Genomic DNA, 14,296 nt, shown 5'->3' with positions numbered 1-14,296 from the left:
CCGCGTGCGTCTAATCCGAGCTGGGTGGAAGGTATCTCACGGTGGGTACTCCGCCGGGACCGTCCAGGCGGACTTCGGCATCGACCTGGTAGACCTCGGCTATCAGGTCGGCGGTGAGGACCTCGGTCGGGCTTCCGTGGGCAACGATGGAGCCACGGTTCAGCATCACTATCGAATCGCAGAACATGGCGGCCAGATTCAGATCGTGCAATGCCATGATCGTGGTAGTGGGCAGGCGACGCACGAGCGCGAGCAATTCGAGTTGATGGTTGATGTCCAGGTGATTGGTCGGTTCGTCGAGCAGCAACTCGTGAGGTTCCTGAGCGAGGGCGCGCGCGATCTGCACGCGTTGGCGCTCCCCGCCGGACAGGGTGTGCCACGACCGGTCGAGCATCCCGGAGAGGTTGGTGTGTTCGATCGCCGCGCGGACGGCGTCGCGGTCGGAACCTGAATGCCCGCCCCACAATCCGCGGTGCGGGGTGCGTCCCAATTCGACGACCTCGGCTACCGTCAGGTCGATCTCCGTGTTGCTGTGCTGATCGACGGTGGCAATCCGACGCGCGACATCTCGGCGTTTCCAGTCAGGCAACGGAGTTCGGTCCAGGGTCACCTCCCCGATTGTCGGACGGTTCTGCCCGGCAAGCAGTTTCAGCAGTGTCGATTTTCCCGAACCGTTGGGGCCGAGAAGCCCCACCGTACTTCCGACGGTGGGGGACACGTCGAGGGCGTCGACTATGAGCGCCCCGCCGACCCGCCAGCTGACGCCGGCCGCTTCGAGTGTCATGGCCTGGCCTTTCGTCTCCAGAGGATGACGGCAAACGCAGGCACGCCGACCAACGCGGTTACCACACCGGCCGGGAGTTCCTGCGGCGCAATGGCTGTACGTGCCACGGCGTCGACCCAGACCAGGAAGATCGAGCCGATCAGTGCGGACGCGGGCAGCAGTCGCCGATGGCTCGGACCGACGAGAGCCCGTGCCGCATGCGGGAGGACGAGGCCCACAAAGCCAATGGCGCCTGCGACGCTCACGATCACCGCCGTCATCAAAGCTGTTGCCAACAACAGGGTCACGCGCACTCGCCACACGTTCACCCCCAGCGACGACGCCGCGTCCTCGCCGAAGGCAAAGGCGTCGAGTGCGCGGGAGTGGGTCAGACAGACCACGAGGCCGACGGCGACCACCGCAGCGCAGAGCGCGACGTCGAGCCAGTCGGCGCCGCCGAGTGAGCCCAGGAGCCAGAACATCACGCCGCGAGTCTGCTCGGGATCGGCCGAGGTGATCACGATGAACGAGGTGAGCGCCGAGAACAGTTGGGTCGCGGCGACTCCGGCCAGGATCACCCGATCCGGCGTGCCGCCGGCCGCATGGGCGAGCAGCAACACAAGGGCGAAGGAGATCACCGCGCCGATGAAGGCGCCGCTCGACAAGCCGATCACCCCCGACCCGACTCCGAGGATCACGATCAGTACGGCACCGGTCGAGGCGCCGGACGAGATACCGAGGACAAATGGATCAGCCAGTGGATTGCGAAGCAGAGACTGCATGATCGCCCCGCACAGCCCGAGGCCCGCACCGCAGAGCGCGGCGAGCAGAGTACGTGGCAGACGAAGATCCCACACGATGCCGTCGCGGATAGGGGTGACGTCCGCCGCGGTACCGCCGAGATGGCCGACGACGATCGAGGCCACCTCACCGACCGACAGACCGGCCGGCCCCAACGTGATCGCCACGGCGGCCGACCCGGCCAGTGTGACAACACCGATCACCCACAGCAGGGTGACGGTCGTCGGGTTGTCACGCAGGCGAACTCTTGTCGTCATCTCACGCCGTAGACCACGTAGTCGTCGAACAGTTGCCAGACCGTTCCCGACTCTCGAAAACCTGCTTGCGCGAGCGCCGCCAACTGGAAGTCGACGGCAGTGGGCGCGGTAGCGTCGCGTCCGGCGAATCTGCGCTCACGCTCGTCGGTCAGTGGTCCGATGCCGGGAGTTGCCCGCAACTCCTCCCACCAGCTGTCCCACTCGGGAGCGCCGGCAGCAAAGGCGGAGCGTTGCGTCTGCTCGTCGTGAGCCTTCGCCCATCGACCGATGACAGGGGAGCGGCTGTCGAAGCGAAAGTGATCACCGTTGAGCAGGACTCCGTCAGGACTCAGCAGTTCGCGGCACTGCCGGTACACCTCGACGAGCTGTTGTGGTTGTAACCAGTGCAGCGCTGTTGTCGACACTATCGCCTGCACCGGTGCAGTCACCGAAGTCGGCCAATCGGTGCTCAGCAGGTCTGCGTCGACCAGCTGCAGTCGGTCTCCGAAACGAGTCGACGACTGGCGGGCGACTTCCAGCAGCATCGGGTCGTAATCGATCCCCACAACGCTCGCGTGCTTGAACTTCTCGAGGATCCGGGCGCTCAGTGAGCCCGGTCCGCAGGCCAGGTCGACAACCGTGAACGGGGTGTGCGCGTACTGCAATTCGAGAACGTCGAGAATCGCGTCGAATCGCTTTTCGCGGTCGGCGATGTATGCCGACTGCTGGTCGTCCCACTGACGCACCAGTTCACTGATCTCCGCGGACATCTAGACCACACCCAACTGGCGCAGCCCGTCGGAGAGCTGTTCGATGCCACCGACATTGCGGATCGAGGGATCCATCGTCGTTCCCTCGAGGATGATGTAACGCTTGTTCTTCACTGCGGTGAGCTTGCTGGCGACCGGGTCCGATTCGAGGAACGCGATCTTGTCTGCGGCACTGTCGCCGTCTCCGCCGCGGTCGAGATCTGCGAGCACCAGCACGGTCGGGTCTCGATCGAGCACACTCTCCCAACCGATTTCGGGCCAGTACTGTTTGTTGTCGTCGAAGGCGTTCTTCGCGCCCACCGCGTCGGTCATGATTCCCGGTGCACCGCAGCACCCGGCGAAGTACGGAGTCTTCGTGGCTGCGTACCACCACGCCAGCGTCACGTTTTCGGCTCCCAGCGACGCCGTGGCGGTGGCCGCGCGATCCTTCAAACTCTCGGTCAGCTCGACACCTTTGTCCTTGACGTCGAACAGTGTTGCCACGTCGCCGATTTCGGCGTACAAGTCGTCGAGTGTGAGGGCCTTGCTCTGCTCGGCATCCTGACCGGTGCACTCGCTGGGCGACTGGTACGTCGCGACCCCGAGGTCGGTGAACTTGGTCCGGTCGGCGATGCCTTCCGAGGTGAACGTGTAATTGAAGGTCGTGTAGACCATGTCCGGTTCGCGTTCGAGGACACTCTCGAAGGACGGGAACTCGGTGTCGAAAGCTTGAACCTGACCGCGTGCCTCACGTAACTCGGGGAGTACGTCGTCGTCGCTCATGGCGTAGCCGGCCATCCGGTCCTGCACTCCCAGTGCGAACAGCATTTCGGCCGCAGGCTGATTTACCGCGATCGCCCGTTCGATCGGTCGCTCCACCGTGACGTCTCGGCCACAGTTCTGGACTGTCACGCGCGATTGTTCGGAAGAGTTGGATTGTCGGGCAGCACTGTCGTCGGAGGAGCAGGCAACCAACGACGCGCTCAACAAGGCCGCGACGGCAGCGGCGGGTAGGCGAAGTCTGGACAGACGCATGGAATCTCGTTCTCGCAGGGGCTCGTTCGCGGAGCCCGTCACCGTGTGAACAGGCGCCTGTTGACCCCTGCTGCCAGCCGGTATTCGGACTCGAGATCGCCCCACCCGAGCGCCTTCCCAGATTTTCATCCAGTGGCGTAAGCCCGGGCGGTCACCCTCACCGCTGCGCGTCAGTTCCGGATTCACACCGGATTCCCTGACCCCCTGTGTGGAGGTCCGCTGGCACAGAGGAACTTATCACCGCAGTGCACGGCCGGTCAGGTCGGCCGGTGTACGCGATCAGATCTCGATGGCCAGGTCGTCGATGTCGGTCAGGGTTCCACCGCCGGCGAGGATTCGCTCGTAGTTCTCGCGCCGACGGAGGTCGATTTCGGTGTTGCTGATGCCGCGCTTCCAGTAACCGAATATCGCGACGTCGTCTTTGTCGAGTCCGACGGTCGACCGAAAGTGCTTACGGATTGCGCGCATCTCGTTGCGTTCACCGGCTCCCCACACGACGTAGCTCGCGGGATCGGCGAGCTCGCGTGCTCGTACCGCCAGTGGGCCGTCGGGCTCGGCGAGATCTGCGCTCACGCGGTGAAGCTCCAGGCCGGGGAGGGCGGGCAGTTCGGCGAAAGCGACCTCGTCATCTGTTGTGACCCAGCCGATTCCGACCACGTCGGTAGGTAGCTGCTCGATGATCGAGTACAGCGCAGGTATTGCGGTGCCGTCCAGAAAAAGTGCGATCCGTCGACCTGGAACGTCGGGGACCAAGAAGTGTGGTCGCGGACCGGTGAGACCGAAGGTGTCACCGATGGTCAACGCCGCTGCCCACCTCATCATCGGGCTGGTCTGTCCGTGCAGGACCACGTCGATGACGATCGATCCGGTGGCGGAATCGTAGGAACGCACCGTGTACACACGCGAAGCGTCGTCGAAATTGGGCCCGAGATTCATTCGTACGGTGACGTTCGGGCGTGACCAGGTCGGATCGTCGGTCGACTCCGTCAAACGAGCCGTGATCCGCAGCAGGTGGTCGCTCGGTCGCTCCATTGCTTCGACGACGGCGAGAACGTCGTTGAGTCCGCGATTGTGGTCAGCGGTTCGTAGGACGCTCGCCCGGGGAGTTGTTGTGCTCGTGGCGTCTGCATGTGTCATCGACTGTGCTCCTGGATCGGGTTTTCGAGATGCCATCAGGTTAGTGCTGCCTAAGTCGGCACAGTTGTCCAGAAGTGACATCTGATTACCTGAATCAAACCTGCGTCGCGAACAACGCGTTTGAGCGACTTGTACTCGCGCTGCTACGGTGCCTGTGATGTCCATACGTCGCTGTACTCTCGATTCCGGCCGTGCACTGCGCACGGCCCGATTCGGCGTAGCGACATTCCGCCGGGGGCGTAAGGCGATCGACCGCCGCCCCTCTGGTCTTGTCTGGATCGAAAGAGCCTTGGCCGCACCGGCCGGATCCGTCTGACATTCGCCACTTCGGCGAGCATTACCTCGCTGAGATTTCGCAGTGCCACACCTGTTGCAGTGCTGCGTATTTCCCGTACCTGAAGTTTCTCGCGGGTGAGTTGTGAGTGTCGGCGCCGCCGAGCCTGGATTACCAGCCAACTCGTTTTCGTGAAAGGTACACAGCAATGAATCGTTTCGAAGGTCGTCGTATTCTCGTCACCGGCGCAGGATCGGGAATCGGGCAGGCCACCGCGCTGCGGTTGCTCGCCGAAGGTGGCCGCGTGGTCGCTGCCGACATCTCCGAGAAGGGTCTGGCAGACACCCGGAGGTCGGCTGAACATGCCTCGACGGAGGGTCGTCTCGACACCGTCGTCGTCGATATCGGTGACGAGAGTTCCGTCATCACGGTTGTGGGTCAGGCAATTTCGGCTCTCGGGGGATTGGACGTACTGGTCAACGCCGCCGGGATATTGCGAGGCGGGCACACCCACGAGACCTCACTGGACTTGTGGAATCAGGTGATCTCCGTGAACTTGACCGGCACCTTCCTCGTCACTCGTCAGGCACTGCCAGCTCTCCTGGCCACCGGCAACGCAGTGGTGGTGAATTTCAGCTCCACCTCCGCAGCCTTCGCGCACCCGTACATGGCCGCATATGCGGCGAGTAAGGGAGGAATCCAGTCCTTCACTCACGCACTGGCTCTCGAATACGGCAAGCAGGGTCTGCGCGCCGTCGCGGTAGCTCCGGGCAGTGTGAAGAGCGGGATCACCGACACCACGGCGTCGTACCTGCCGGAAGACACCGACTGGTCGCTCTTCGGCAAGCTGTCGCCAATTCTGAGCACTGATCTGGAGTCCGGTGGTGCTCCCATGGCCGGGCCGGAAAGTGTTGCGGGAGTTATCGCGATGCTGGCATCCGACGATGGTGCCTTCATCACCGGCACGGAGATCCGTGTGGACGGCGGCACTCACGCCTGATTCTGTGTCCGTCTGACGGCCTGGCCTGGGGCAGGCCGTCAGACGTGAGCCGTCATTCTCGCGAGCGAGTGATAGCGGGGACGACGTAGGACTGATCGAGTACGGCGGGCGAAGGTTCGTACATTCTCAGGACCGGTCGGAAGTCTCCGCGCGGGCAGGGGAGCCAGTTCGCCTTCGCCGTGGCATCTTTCGGCTCCTCGTGACTGATTGTGATCGTCAACGCACCGTCGGCGTCGTGGACGATGCCGGGAGTGCGGTCGCCGATCGAGTATCGGTCGATGGGGTTCGCCACGAGGAAGAAGTCCGGCACCGAGTACATCGTCAGCGACCAGAAGGCGCTCACCGGCGGAGTGGGGTCGAGTCTGATCGTGTAGGTGCGGTTTCCGTTCAATTGCGTTCCCTGATCGTCGACGTAGGTCAAGATGTACGCCGCTTCGTAGGGGTGGTTGCCCCACAGCCCGCCCTTGGCCGCCGCCGCTCGTTCGATGATTCGCAACCTGGGATCGGCGATCTTGAATTGTGGATCGTCGATTGCACCGACCTCGAAGTAGTCGAGGTTGTAGTCGAAGGCGTGGAAAGTCAGCTTCCAACCGTTGGCCTCGGGGCTGGAGCCGTGCGTGAGTGCTTCGTGCAGATTCTTCTCTCCGGCGGTCAACCCGTCCGCGAGCGCCGCAGCGTCGTCGGCAGACAGCGATACATAGGGAGAGGCCCCGTGCTCGGTGACTCCGATCGGTGAGAACGAATCCTGGAGTTCTCGATCGCGCGGGGCCGGCGGAAAGGCCTGCGACCAGATGCGGAGTTTCTCGAGGAAGAGGAGGTCCTGGCTGACCTCGGAGTCGGGGACCGGTAGACCGGCCGGAGCCCCGGCGGAGTCGACGACGGTCAGGGTGGTGGCGTCCTGCAAGGCATGCACGGCGGGGAGGTCGTCGTCGCCGCACGCCCACCGACCGACGATCGATGCAACGGTCGTGGGAAATCTGATCACTGTGGTCTGGGCGGTCGGGGTTCCGGTCCAGGTGGGTGGGACGAGAAGGAAGTCTCCGCTCTTGGTGCCGGTGGCACGGTGCCCGACGTAAGCGAAATTGTTTGTCCAGGCGTCGACGAACTGGAGGACGTAGTAACGGCCATCGGTATCGGGGACGTGCAGCGCAACGGGACCGACAGAAAGGTCGATCTGCGCCATGGAATACACGGTGTCGTTGTTGATCGTGACAAAAGTATCTGCCGGGCCGGCGAGTGTGCGGGCGTGACTGAAGGTGTTGAAAGGTGCGGCGGGGTTCGCTCCGACACCGTCGTGAACGTACCGATGGACCTGGTCGAGATTGAAAACGAGGGGAAATCCGTAGATGTACGCCTGAGCTGCAAGCTCGGTGCGACTGGTGTCTGTCATCTCTGCCCTCTCGTAGTTCGTCGGTTCGACGTCCACCTTGCGGGAACCCTGCCGTCGAGGCATCACCCGCCGAGGGTGACGACGGTAGAGGGAGAGGCCATGTCGGATCAGGAAACAGCGGTGCTGACTGCAACTGCAGACGAGTGGAACGTCGCGATGTGCTCGAACGACGCCGAACGGATCGGCGACTTCATGGCCGACGACTGGGTGATCGTGTCGGAATCCGGGGTATCCACCAAGGCGGAGTTTCTGGGTTTCGTGGCCTCTGGCGACCTGACTCATTCGGCGATGGATCGCGTCGGGCGCGCTCGCGTGCGTTTCTTCGGTGACGTTGCGCTTTTCACCACGCGGATCACCAATACTGCGCACTACGACGGAAGGCAGTACGACGCCGAGGAGTGGACCACCGACGTGTTCGCCCGGCGAGACGGTCGTTGGCGCTGCGTGTTGAGCCACATCACGCCGGCCGTCGAGGCCAAGATCGAAGGCATCGAACCGTGAGGGATAAGAAAAAGAAAGGCCAATGTTTTAACGCCGACATTATTGGGTAGTAATACGAGTTTCGTATTGATGATGTCGATTATCGGATTTCTTGATTGTGAAGTTTTTGTAGTAGCGTCAGTTGAGTAGATCATTTCTATACGCATACCGGATGAGGTTCTCACATGATTGTTCTCGGCATTATTCTGGCGTTGATCGGCTTTTTCACGGGGTTGAGCATTCTGACCACCGTCGGCATCATTTTGGTCGTCGTAGGTGCAGTTTTGTCCATCCTCGGTGCTACCGGGCGTGCAGTGGGCGGACGAAAAGTCTGGTATTGATCGATACTGCGCGAGTAGCTGAGAAGGCGGTACCTGATCTCTTCGGAGATCGAGTACCGCTTTTTCGTTCTCCAATTGATTTTCGGTGTCTCTACCCGAAAGTATCGCTCTGAGCTGCGTCGGGTAAACATGAAGGATGTTTTCTCGAGATCATGCGGAAGAGAAACCTGTGGAGAGATTCAGGTTTCCTCGCAGATGGAATCAAGTTGACGAGTCACGCCGCGGTTTGGTGTTGGCGTGGGTGGCCTTCACACTGACGTTCGGTGGAGCACGTCTGGTGACCTGGTTGATCCAGATCGACACCAGGGACGTCGGCGACATCAGTGCCGGTGGGACGCACCTTCACCATTACCTGTGGGGAATTCTCCTGTTGGCCGGGGTGGCGATCTTCGGCCTCGTAGACCGAAGCCCTCGCGCACGAACATGGATGGGCATCGCGTTGGGTATTGCACTCGGGCTCATCGTCGACGAGGCCGCGTTGCTGATCACTCTCGACGACGTCTACTGGCAGAGCGACGGTTGGCCCAGTATCGCCATCGCAGTGTCGATCATCGGAGTTGTGGGAACCGGGCTGGCACTGACCCGAAGCGGAGCGGAGAGGCCTCGAGGTTGATCCGACTACGGCACGGGTACTCACTCCCGTGCCGGGAAGTCGCGCGGATCGTGAGGTGGCTTGAATGGATCCCAGTTCCGCAGACCGTTCACCGGACTCCGAAAGTGAAGTCCAAGCCGTAGATCCGATGGTGGAAGCGGAACGCGAAGCCGCAGCATTGGCGACGCCTGTCCGGCCGCTGGGTGAGCCCGGACCGAGATTCGACCGTCGGTCACCGTTCTTCATCGGTCTGAGCGCCGCGGCCGGAGTTGCCGTGACTTATGCGGTGATCGAAGTGCTGCTTGCGGCGCGAGGCATGCTGATCCTGATCGTGGTCGCGCTGTTTCTCGCGGTGGGCATCGAACCGATGATCGTCTGGCTGGAGCGGAGACATTTCCGGCGCTGGATCGCAGTCACCGTGGTACTCCTCGGAATTGCAGTGATGTTGGCGCTGTTTCTCGTTGCTGCGATCACCCCGCTGGTCGAGCAGGGACGTCAGTTTGCATCGCACGCTCCCGAACTCCTGACACACATTCGTGACCGGTACCCGATCGTCAACGACCTCGACGAGAAGTATCACCTCGAGCAGCACCTCACCACGCAACTGGATGGTTCGGGTTCTGCGCTCGCGACGGGTTTGCTCGGTGCGGGGCGGGCGGTGTTCAGCGCAGTCGCCGACGCCGGAATCGTTGCTGTACTGACGACGTACTTCTTGTTCGACTATCCACGAATCCGCACGAATCTGTATCGGCTGGTGCCACATTCGCGGCGGCCCCGAGCAATCGCCATCGGTGATCAGATACTGGCAGGTGTGGGTGGGTACGTCCTCGGCAATGTTCTGATCTCCGTGATCACCGCAGTGTGCACCTTCGCGTGGTTGTTGATCTTCGACGTGCCGTACCCGTTGATCCTGGCGCTGCTGGTCGCTCTGCTCGATCTGATCCCGATAGTCGGTTCCACGATCGCAGGGGTTATCGTCGCCCTGGTCTCCCTGACAGTCTCTGTCCCAACGGCATTGGCGACAGTTGCATTCTTCATCGCGTTACGTCTGCTCGAGGACTACCTGCTCGTTCCGAAGATCATCGGGAAGACGGTAGCGGTCCCGGCGTTGGTGACTGTGGTCGCGGTCCTGTTGGGCGGAGCGTTGCTCGGTATTGTCGGTGCGTTGCTGGCGATTCCGGTCGCTGCGGCCTTGCTGTTGCTCGCAAGAGAAACGCTCTTCCCCCGCCTCGACGCTTCTTGACGGGTTTCTATCGGACGCTTCGCGCGCGACGCCGCGAACCAGGATTCGGCTTGGGGCACATCCGAGTCGGGATGGTTTCCCCTTCGTCGGTGATACGGAATACCGATACTTTCTCGCTACACCCGTGATTCAGATCGACCGCGTATGCGATGGCGGCGCGATCCGAGACGAAATCTTCCATCACCGTAGTACCGTCCGGTAGTTCGATTCTGTAGTTTTCCATGACTTACACAACCTTCTTTCGCTAAGACGATCCTACCCGGCCCGCGAAATGGCAAACCGTGGAACATAACGTGCGACAGTCAACTTCGCGCCGGTGCAATGTTTCGACAGTTCGCCTGTGGGGTAGTGAGAGTCGGTCAGCCCGCTCAGGCGGTACGAATCGAACCATGGAGGATCCGCGCAATGAGCGCAGTATCGAAAGCGATGTACAAGCCACTCTCACTGGCGACGAGCGTCCTCGGCGGCATTTTGGCCGGTGCCGTCTTCCAGCAGGTGTGGAAGCGCATCGGTGACGACAAGAATGCGCCCGAGCCAAAAGATTTGAGCAGGTCGAGTAAGGAAGTCCTGATCGCCGCCGCCCTGCAGGGAGCCATCTTCGCTGTTGTGCGAGCCGCTGTGGATCGTGCGGGGGCAAAGGGCTACCAGGCCCTTGCTCACGAAGATCCCCGGTAGGAACGCCCGGTTCGGTTCGAGTTCAGTCGACGACGGCCGCGATTGCCTCGATCTCGACCAGTTGATCGTCGTAACCGAGAACGGTCACACCCATCAGAGTGCTTGGGGCGTCGTGATCACCGAACGCGTCGCGGACTACCTCCCACGCCGCAACGAGGTCGGCTTGATTGCTCGACGCCACCAGGACGCGGGTGTTGATCACGTCGGTGACGGACGCGCCCGCGTCCGAGAGAGCTGTTCTCAGGTTGTCGACGGCCTTGGCTGCCTGTCCTGCGTAGTCGCCGATGGCGGCAGTGGAGCCGTCCTCGTTCAACGGGCAGGATCCGGCCAGGAAGATCAGTCGAGCCTCGGCGGGAGCCGTTGCTGCATAGGCGTATTCAGCGACCGATGAGAGTGATGTGGAACGGATCAGAGTTACCGACTTCGACATATTTTCCCCAAGGAATAGTAAAGTTTTGCAGCAAGTCTTTCACAGCGCGCCAGGGGTTGCCAATTCATTGTCGGACCCATCCATCCACGCTACGGCTACGAATCACTGTCAATGAGCCGAGAAGAAGAGCACGCAGCATCTGTCGACGAATGGCTGACAACCAAACAGGTTGCCGCACTGTTCCATGTCGACAGGACCACGGTGTCCAGGTGGGCGAGGGAGGGCAAGGTCGGCACTCTGAGAACGCTTGGCGGACATCGGAGATACCGACGTTCGGAGATCGAGACATTGTTGCGCAACCGCTCGACGACGCTTGATCCGAACTAGCCTCCGACATGAAACAGACAGGTCGCCGAGCACGATGAGGGCTCGGCGACCTGTCTGGTCAGCAGGAAGTAATTACGCCTTGGGGACGCGGACGATGAGTGCGTCGCCTTGTCCGCCGCCGCCGCAGAGTGCGGCTGCGCCGATGCCGCCGCCGCGGCGTTGCAGTTCGAGGGCGAGGTGCAGGGCGATGCGGGCGCCGGACATGCCGAGGGGGTGTCCGACGGCGATGGCGCCGCCGTTGACGTTGACCTTGGCGGGGTCGAGGCCGAGTTCGCGGGTGGAGGCGATCCCGACGGCGGCGAACGCTTCGTTGATTTCGACGAGGTCGAGGTCGGTGGGGTCGATGCCTTCCTTGGCGCAGGCCTTGGCGATGGCGCGGGCGGGTTGGGACTGGAGGGTGGAGTCGGGTCCGGCGACGACGCCGTGGGCGCCGATTTCCGCGATCCAGGTCAGGCCGAGTTCTTCGGCTTTGGTTTTGCTCATCACGATCACGGCGGCGGCGCCGTCGGAGATCGGGGAGGCGGAGCCGGCGGTGATGGTGCCGTCCTTGCTGAACGCGGGACGCAGTTTGCCGAGGGATTCGGTGGTGGTGTCGGCGCGGATGCCTTCGTCCTGCGCGAAGACGATCGGGTCACCCTTGCGTTGGGGGATGGAGACGGGGACTACTTCGTTGTCGAAGTAGCCGTCTTTCCAGGCGCGGGCCGCGTTCTGGTGTGAGGCGGCGGCGAAGGCGTCCTGCTCGGCGCGGGTGATGTGGGCGGTTTCTTGTTGGTTGACTTGTTCGGTGAGCAGGCCCATGGCCTGGTCGGTGAAGATGTCGTGGAGGCCGTCGTAGGCCATGTGGTCGCGGAGGGTGACGTCGCCGTATTTGAAGCCTTCGCGGCTTTTTTCGAGCATGTGGGGTGCGCGGGACATCGATTCCTGCCCGCCGGCGACGACGATGTCGAATTCGCCGGCGCGGATGAGTTGGTCGGCGAGGGCGATGGCGTCGATGCCGGAGAGGCACACTTTGTTGATGCTCAGGGCGGGGACGTTCATGGGGATGCCGGCGGCGACGGCGGCTTGGCGGGCGGGCATCTGGCCGGCGCCGGCGGTGAGGACCTGTCCCATGATGACGTAGTCGACTTGTTCGGGGGCGACTCCGGACTTGTCGAGGGCGCCTTTGATGGCGATGCCGCCGAGGTCGGACCCGGAGAGGTCTTTCAACGATCCGAGGAGTCGACCCATCGGGGTACGAGCTCCCGCAACAATCACAGTGGTCGTGTCGGTCATGCCAGTTCAACTTTCAGTTCGGTGCCGGTCGCGGCGACAACGTCTTCGACGCTGACATCGGGGGCGAGTTCACGCAGGACGAGTGGGCCTTCGTCGCTCACATCGATGACGGCTAGGTTGGTGATGATCCGATTCACCACGCCCTGGCCGGTCAGGGGCAGGGTGCATGCGTCGACGATCTTGGGGTTGCCGTCGCGGTCGTTGTGCTCCATGACGACGATGACACGCCGGGCACCGTGGACGAGGTCCATTGCGCCGCCCATTCCCTTGACCATCTTGCCGGGGACCATCCAGTTTGCGAGGTCACCCGTCTTCGACACCTGCATGCCGCCGAGAACGGCGGTGTCGATGTGGCCGCCGCGGATCATCCCGAACGAGAGGGCCGAATCAAAATATGCCGCACCGGGATTGACGGTCACGGTCTCCTTGCCGGCGTTGATGAGGTCAGGATCGACGTTGTCCTCGGTGGGATACGGTCCGGTACCGAGAATTCCGTTCTCCGAGTGCAGGACCACACGAACGTCCGACCCCAGGTATCCGGGAATCAGTGTGGGAAGACCGATTCCGAGATTGACGTACTCGCCGTCGATCATCTCTGCAGCCGCCCGCGCTGCCATCTGCTGGCGCGTCCAACCCGTCACTGTCACTGGTGCGGTCATCGTGAGGTTCCTTCCGAAGCGCTGACGGTTCGCTTTTCGATTCGCTTGTTCTGAGGGCCGGTGTGCACAATTCTCTGCACGAAGACTCCGGGCAGGTGTACCGATGCCGGGTCGATTTCACCGGGCTCGACCAGACGTTCCACCTGAGCAATGGTGACCCGTCCCGCCATCGCGGCGAGCGGGTTGAAGTTCATCGCGGTCTTGTCGAACACGAGGTTGCCGTCGGTGTCACCGAGAACAGCGTGCACGAGTGCGTAGTCGGCGTTGATCGCCTCTTCCATCACGTAACGCTTGGTTCCGAAGACGCGAGTCTCCTTCGGAGGCGATGCAATAGCGATCGAGCCGTCGGCGTCGTAGCGCCAGGGCATTCCGCCGTCGGAGATGGGGCTACCCACTCCGGCCGGTGTGAAGAATGCGGGGATTCCGGTTCCGCCGGCGCGCAGACGCTCGGCGAGCGTGCCCTGCGGCGTCAGTTCCACTTCGAGTTCGCCGGCCAGGTACTGCCGGGCGAACTCCTTGTTCTCACCGACGTACGACGCGGTCACCCGTCGGATACGTCCGGCGCTCAGCAAGATTCCGAGACCGTGATCGTCGACGCCGCAGTTGTTGGAGAACACCTCGAGGTCGGTTGCACTCGTTGCTGCGATCGCGTCGATCAATACGTCGGGGATGCCGCACAAACCGAATCCGCCGACGGCCAGCGTTGCTCCGTCGACGATGTCGGCGACCGCGTCCGCCGCGGACTCGTACACCTTTGCTGTCATGTTTTCTCCCTGCCAGGCGTTCATTGAGTAGACACTCACTCACTTCGCTATCCAGTGAACTATCTCCAGTTCACAGGTTCAAGGGATCTTGAATATCAACACAGAACTGATCGACTGCTGACCATCTG

General features: G+C 62.2%; 18 protein-coding genes and 1 riboswitch. Of the genes, 7 read left to right on the top strand and 11 right to left on the bottom strand.

Going from position 1 to position 14,296, the window contains the following annotated elements:
• Positions 1-10 precede the first annotated feature (10 nt).
• The 5 genes from CPI83_RS23315 to CPI83_RS23295 all read right to left on the bottom strand — a co-directional run bounded on the left by CPI83_RS23315 (position 11) and on the right by CPI83_RS23295 (position 4,721).
• Entirely contained in the window at positions 11-784 is a 774-nt protein-coding gene (locus CPI83_RS23315; RefSeq protein WP_019747215.1) for an ABC transporter ATP-binding protein, read from the bottom strand.
• Entirely contained in the window at positions 781-1,821 is a 1,041-nt protein-coding gene (locus CPI83_RS23310; RefSeq protein WP_020906481.1) for an iron chelate uptake ABC transporter family permease subunit, read from the bottom strand. Before CPI83_RS23310 ends, CPI83_RS23315 begins: the two co-directional genes overlap by 4 nt.
• Complete coding sequence (locus CPI83_RS23305) at positions 1,818-2,570, bottom strand: class I SAM-dependent methyltransferase (protein ID WP_097387763.1); 753 nt, start codon at positions 2,568-2,570, stop codon at positions 1,818-1,820. The genes CPI83_RS23310 and CPI83_RS23305 overlap by 4 nt, the downstream gene beginning before the upstream one ends.
• A complete protein-coding gene (locus CPI83_RS23300) occupies positions 2,571-3,584 on the bottom strand; it encodes an ABC transporter substrate-binding protein (protein WP_021343124.1) in 1,014 nt (337 codons plus the stop codon).
• Between the two features lie 57 nt (positions 3,585-3,641).
• A riboswitch (cobalamin riboswitch) is annotated at positions 3,642-3,823 on the bottom strand.
• Positions 3,824-3,863: 40 nt separating this feature from the next.
• Complete coding sequence (locus CPI83_RS23295) at positions 3,864-4,721, bottom strand: siderophore-interacting protein (RefSeq protein WP_019747219.1); 858 nt, start codon at positions 4,719-4,721, stop codon at positions 3,864-3,866.
• 482 nt (positions 4,722-5,203) lie between these two features.
• On the opposite strand from CPI83_RS23295, the gene CPI83_RS23290 reads away from it, so the two are divergent.
• On the top strand, positions 5,204-5,995 hold the full coding sequence (locus tag CPI83_RS23290) for an SDR family oxidoreductase (RefSeq protein WP_020906486.1): 792 nt from the start codon (positions 5,204-5,206) through the stop codon (positions 5,993-5,995).
• 52 nt (positions 5,996-6,047) lie between these two features.
• Here CPI83_RS23290 and CPI83_RS23285 read toward each other — a convergent pair whose 3' ends face one another.
• Entirely contained in the window at positions 6,048-7,385 is a 1,338-nt protein-coding gene (locus CPI83_RS23285; protein ID WP_097388234.1) for a DUF1254 domain-containing protein, read from the bottom strand.
• 99 nt (positions 7,386-7,484) lie between these two features.
• On the opposite strand from CPI83_RS23285, the gene CPI83_RS23280 reads away from it, so the two are divergent.
• From CPI83_RS23280 to CPI83_RS23265, 4 genes are all read left to right on the top strand, one after another.
• A complete protein-coding gene (locus CPI83_RS23280) occupies positions 7,485-7,886 on the top strand; it encodes a nuclear transport factor 2 family protein (protein ID WP_029537656.1) in 402 nt (133 codons plus the stop codon).
• 164 nt (positions 7,887-8,050) lie between these two features.
• A complete protein-coding gene (locus tag CPI83_RS31040) occupies positions 8,051-8,206 on the top strand; it encodes a DUF6131 family protein (protein ID WP_003945564.1) in 156 nt (51 codons plus the stop codon).
• Between the two features lie 136 nt (positions 8,207-8,342).
• Positions 8,343-8,819: a hypothetical protein gene (locus CPI83_RS23270; protein ID WP_097387762.1), complete on the top strand. Its 477-nt coding sequence runs from the start codon at positions 8,343-8,345 to the stop codon at positions 8,817-8,819.
• A 64-nt stretch (positions 8,820-8,883) separates the two neighbouring features.
• Entirely contained in the window at positions 8,884-10,041 is a 1,158-nt protein-coding gene (locus tag CPI83_RS23265) for an AI-2E family transporter (protein ID WP_097387761.1), read from the top strand.
• 7 nt (positions 10,042-10,048) lie between these two features.
• Here CPI83_RS23265 and CPI83_RS23260 read toward each other — a convergent pair whose 3' ends face one another.
• Positions 10,049-10,264, bottom strand: coding sequence for a hypothetical protein (locus CPI83_RS23260; protein WP_019747225.1), 216 nt, complete (start codon positions 10,262-10,264; stop codon positions 10,049-10,051).
• Between the two features lie 182 nt (positions 10,265-10,446).
• Here CPI83_RS23260 and CPI83_RS23255 point away from each other — a divergent pair, with 182 nt between their 5' ends.
• The gene (locus CPI83_RS23255; RefSeq protein ID WP_007734706.1) at positions 10,447-10,716 is read left to right on the top strand and encodes a DUF4235 domain-containing protein; all 270 of its coding nucleotides are present in this window, start codon (positions 10,447-10,449) and stop codon (positions 10,714-10,716) included.
• A gap of 22 nt (positions 10,717-10,738) precedes the next feature.
• On the opposite strand, the gene CPI83_RS23250 is transcribed toward CPI83_RS23255, so the two are convergent.
• Complete coding sequence (locus CPI83_RS23250) at positions 10,739-11,146, bottom strand: Rid family hydrolase (RefSeq protein WP_021333208.1); 408 nt, start codon at positions 11,144-11,146, stop codon at positions 10,739-10,741.
• A 111-nt stretch (positions 11,147-11,257) separates the two neighbouring features.
• Here CPI83_RS23250 and CPI83_RS23245 point away from each other — a divergent pair, with 111 nt between their 5' ends.
• Positions 11,258-11,473: a BldC family transcriptional regulator gene (locus tag CPI83_RS23245; RefSeq protein ID WP_019747227.1), complete on the top strand. Its 216-nt coding sequence runs from the start codon at positions 11,258-11,260 to the stop codon at positions 11,471-11,473.
• Positions 11,474-11,545: 72 nt separating this feature from the next.
• On the opposite strand, the gene CPI83_RS23240 is transcribed toward CPI83_RS23245, so the two are convergent.
• From CPI83_RS23240 to CPI83_RS23230, 3 genes are read right to left on the bottom strand one after another with little or no spacing between them, the layout of a single operon-like run.
• Positions 11,546-12,745 carry an acetyl-CoA C-acetyltransferase gene (locus tag CPI83_RS23240; RefSeq protein ID WP_097387760.1) on the bottom strand — a complete coding sequence of 400 codons (1,200 nt, stop codon included), beginning with the start codon at positions 12,743-12,745 and terminating at the stop codon, positions 11,546-11,548.
• The gene (locus CPI83_RS23235; protein ID WP_020906493.1) at positions 12,742-13,404 is read right to left on the bottom strand and encodes a 3-oxoacid CoA-transferase subunit B; all 663 of its coding nucleotides are present in this window, start codon (positions 13,402-13,404) and stop codon (positions 12,742-12,744) included. Before CPI83_RS23235 ends, CPI83_RS23240 begins: the two co-directional genes overlap by 4 nt.
• A complete protein-coding gene (locus tag CPI83_RS23230) occupies positions 13,401-14,168 on the bottom strand; it encodes a CoA transferase subunit A (protein ID WP_153211317.1) in 768 nt (255 codons plus the stop codon). The genes CPI83_RS23235 and CPI83_RS23230 overlap by 4 nt, the downstream gene beginning before the upstream one ends.
• Between the last annotated feature and the right edge of the window lie 128 nt (positions 14,169-14,296).

Origin of the sequence: Rhodococcus sp. H-CA8f, assembly GCF_002501585.1 — a bacterium.
GTDB lineage: Bacteria > Actinomycetota > Actinomycetes > Mycobacteriales > Mycobacteriaceae > Rhodococcus_F > Rhodococcus_F erythropolis.
The sequence above is the reverse complement of the archived record's forward strand: the minus strand, read 5'-3'. Positions and strand labels throughout refer to the sequence as shown.

Coding starts and splice junctions, on each gene's coding strand:
- CPI83_RS23315 (WP_019747215.1), bottom strand. CDS start 784: ATGACACTCGAAGCGGCCGGCGTCAGCTGGCGGGTCGGCGGGGCGCTC.
- CPI83_RS23310 (WP_020906481.1), bottom strand. CDS start 1,821: ATGACGACAAGAGTTCGCCTGCGTGACAACCCGACGACCGTCACCCTG.
- CPI83_RS23305 (WP_097387763.1), bottom strand. CDS start 2,570: ATGTCCGCGGAGATCAGTGAACTGGTGCGTCAGTGGGACGACCAGCAG.
- CPI83_RS23300 (WP_021343124.1), bottom strand. CDS start 3,584: ATGCGTCTGTCCAGACTTCGCCTACCCGCCGCTGCCGTCGCGGCCTTG.
- CPI83_RS23295 (WP_019747219.1), bottom strand. CDS start 4,721: ATGACACATGCAGACGCCACGAGCACAACAACTCCCCGGGCGAGCGTC.
- CPI83_RS23290 (WP_020906486.1), top strand. CDS start 5,204: ATGAATCGTTTCGAAGGTCGTCGTATTCTCGTCACCGGCGCAGGATCG.
- CPI83_RS23285 (WP_097388234.1), bottom strand. CDS start 7,385: ATGACAGACACCAGTCGCACCGAGCTTGCAGCTCAGGCGTACATCTAC.
- CPI83_RS23280 (WP_029537656.1), top strand. CDS start 7,485: ATGTCGGATCAGGAAACAGCGGTGCTGACTGCAACTGCAGACGAGTGG.
- CPI83_RS31040 (WP_003945564.1), top strand. CDS start 8,051: ATGATTGTTCTCGGCATTATTCTGGCGTTGATCGGCTTTTTCACGGGG.
- CPI83_RS23270 (WP_097387762.1), top strand. CDS start 8,343: ATGTTTTCTCGAGATCATGCGGAAGAGAAACCTGTGGAGAGATTCAGG.
- CPI83_RS23265 (WP_097387761.1), top strand. CDS start 8,884: ATGGATCCCAGTTCCGCAGACCGTTCACCGGACTCCGAAAGTGAAGTC.
- CPI83_RS23260 (WP_019747225.1), bottom strand. CDS start 10,264: ATGGAAAACTACAGAATCGAACTACCGGACGGTACTACGGTGATGGAA.
- CPI83_RS23255 (WP_007734706.1), top strand. CDS start 10,447: ATGAGCGCAGTATCGAAAGCGATGTACAAGCCACTCTCACTGGCGACG.
- CPI83_RS23250 (WP_021333208.1), bottom strand. CDS start 11,146: ATGTCGAAGTCGGTAACTCTGATCCGTTCCACATCACTCTCATCGGTC.
- CPI83_RS23245 (WP_019747227.1), top strand. CDS start 11,258: ATGAGCCGAGAAGAAGAGCACGCAGCATCTGTCGACGAATGGCTGACA.
- CPI83_RS23240 (WP_097387760.1), bottom strand. CDS start 12,745: ATGACCGACACGACCACTGTGATTGTTGCGGGAGCTCGTACCCCGATG.
- CPI83_RS23235 (WP_020906493.1), bottom strand. CDS start 13,404: ATGACCGCACCAGTGACAGTGACGGGTTGGACGCGCCAGCAGATGGCA.
- CPI83_RS23230 (WP_153211317.1), bottom strand. CDS start 14,168: ATGACAGCAAAGGTGTACGAGTCCGCGGCGGACGCGGTCGCCGACATC.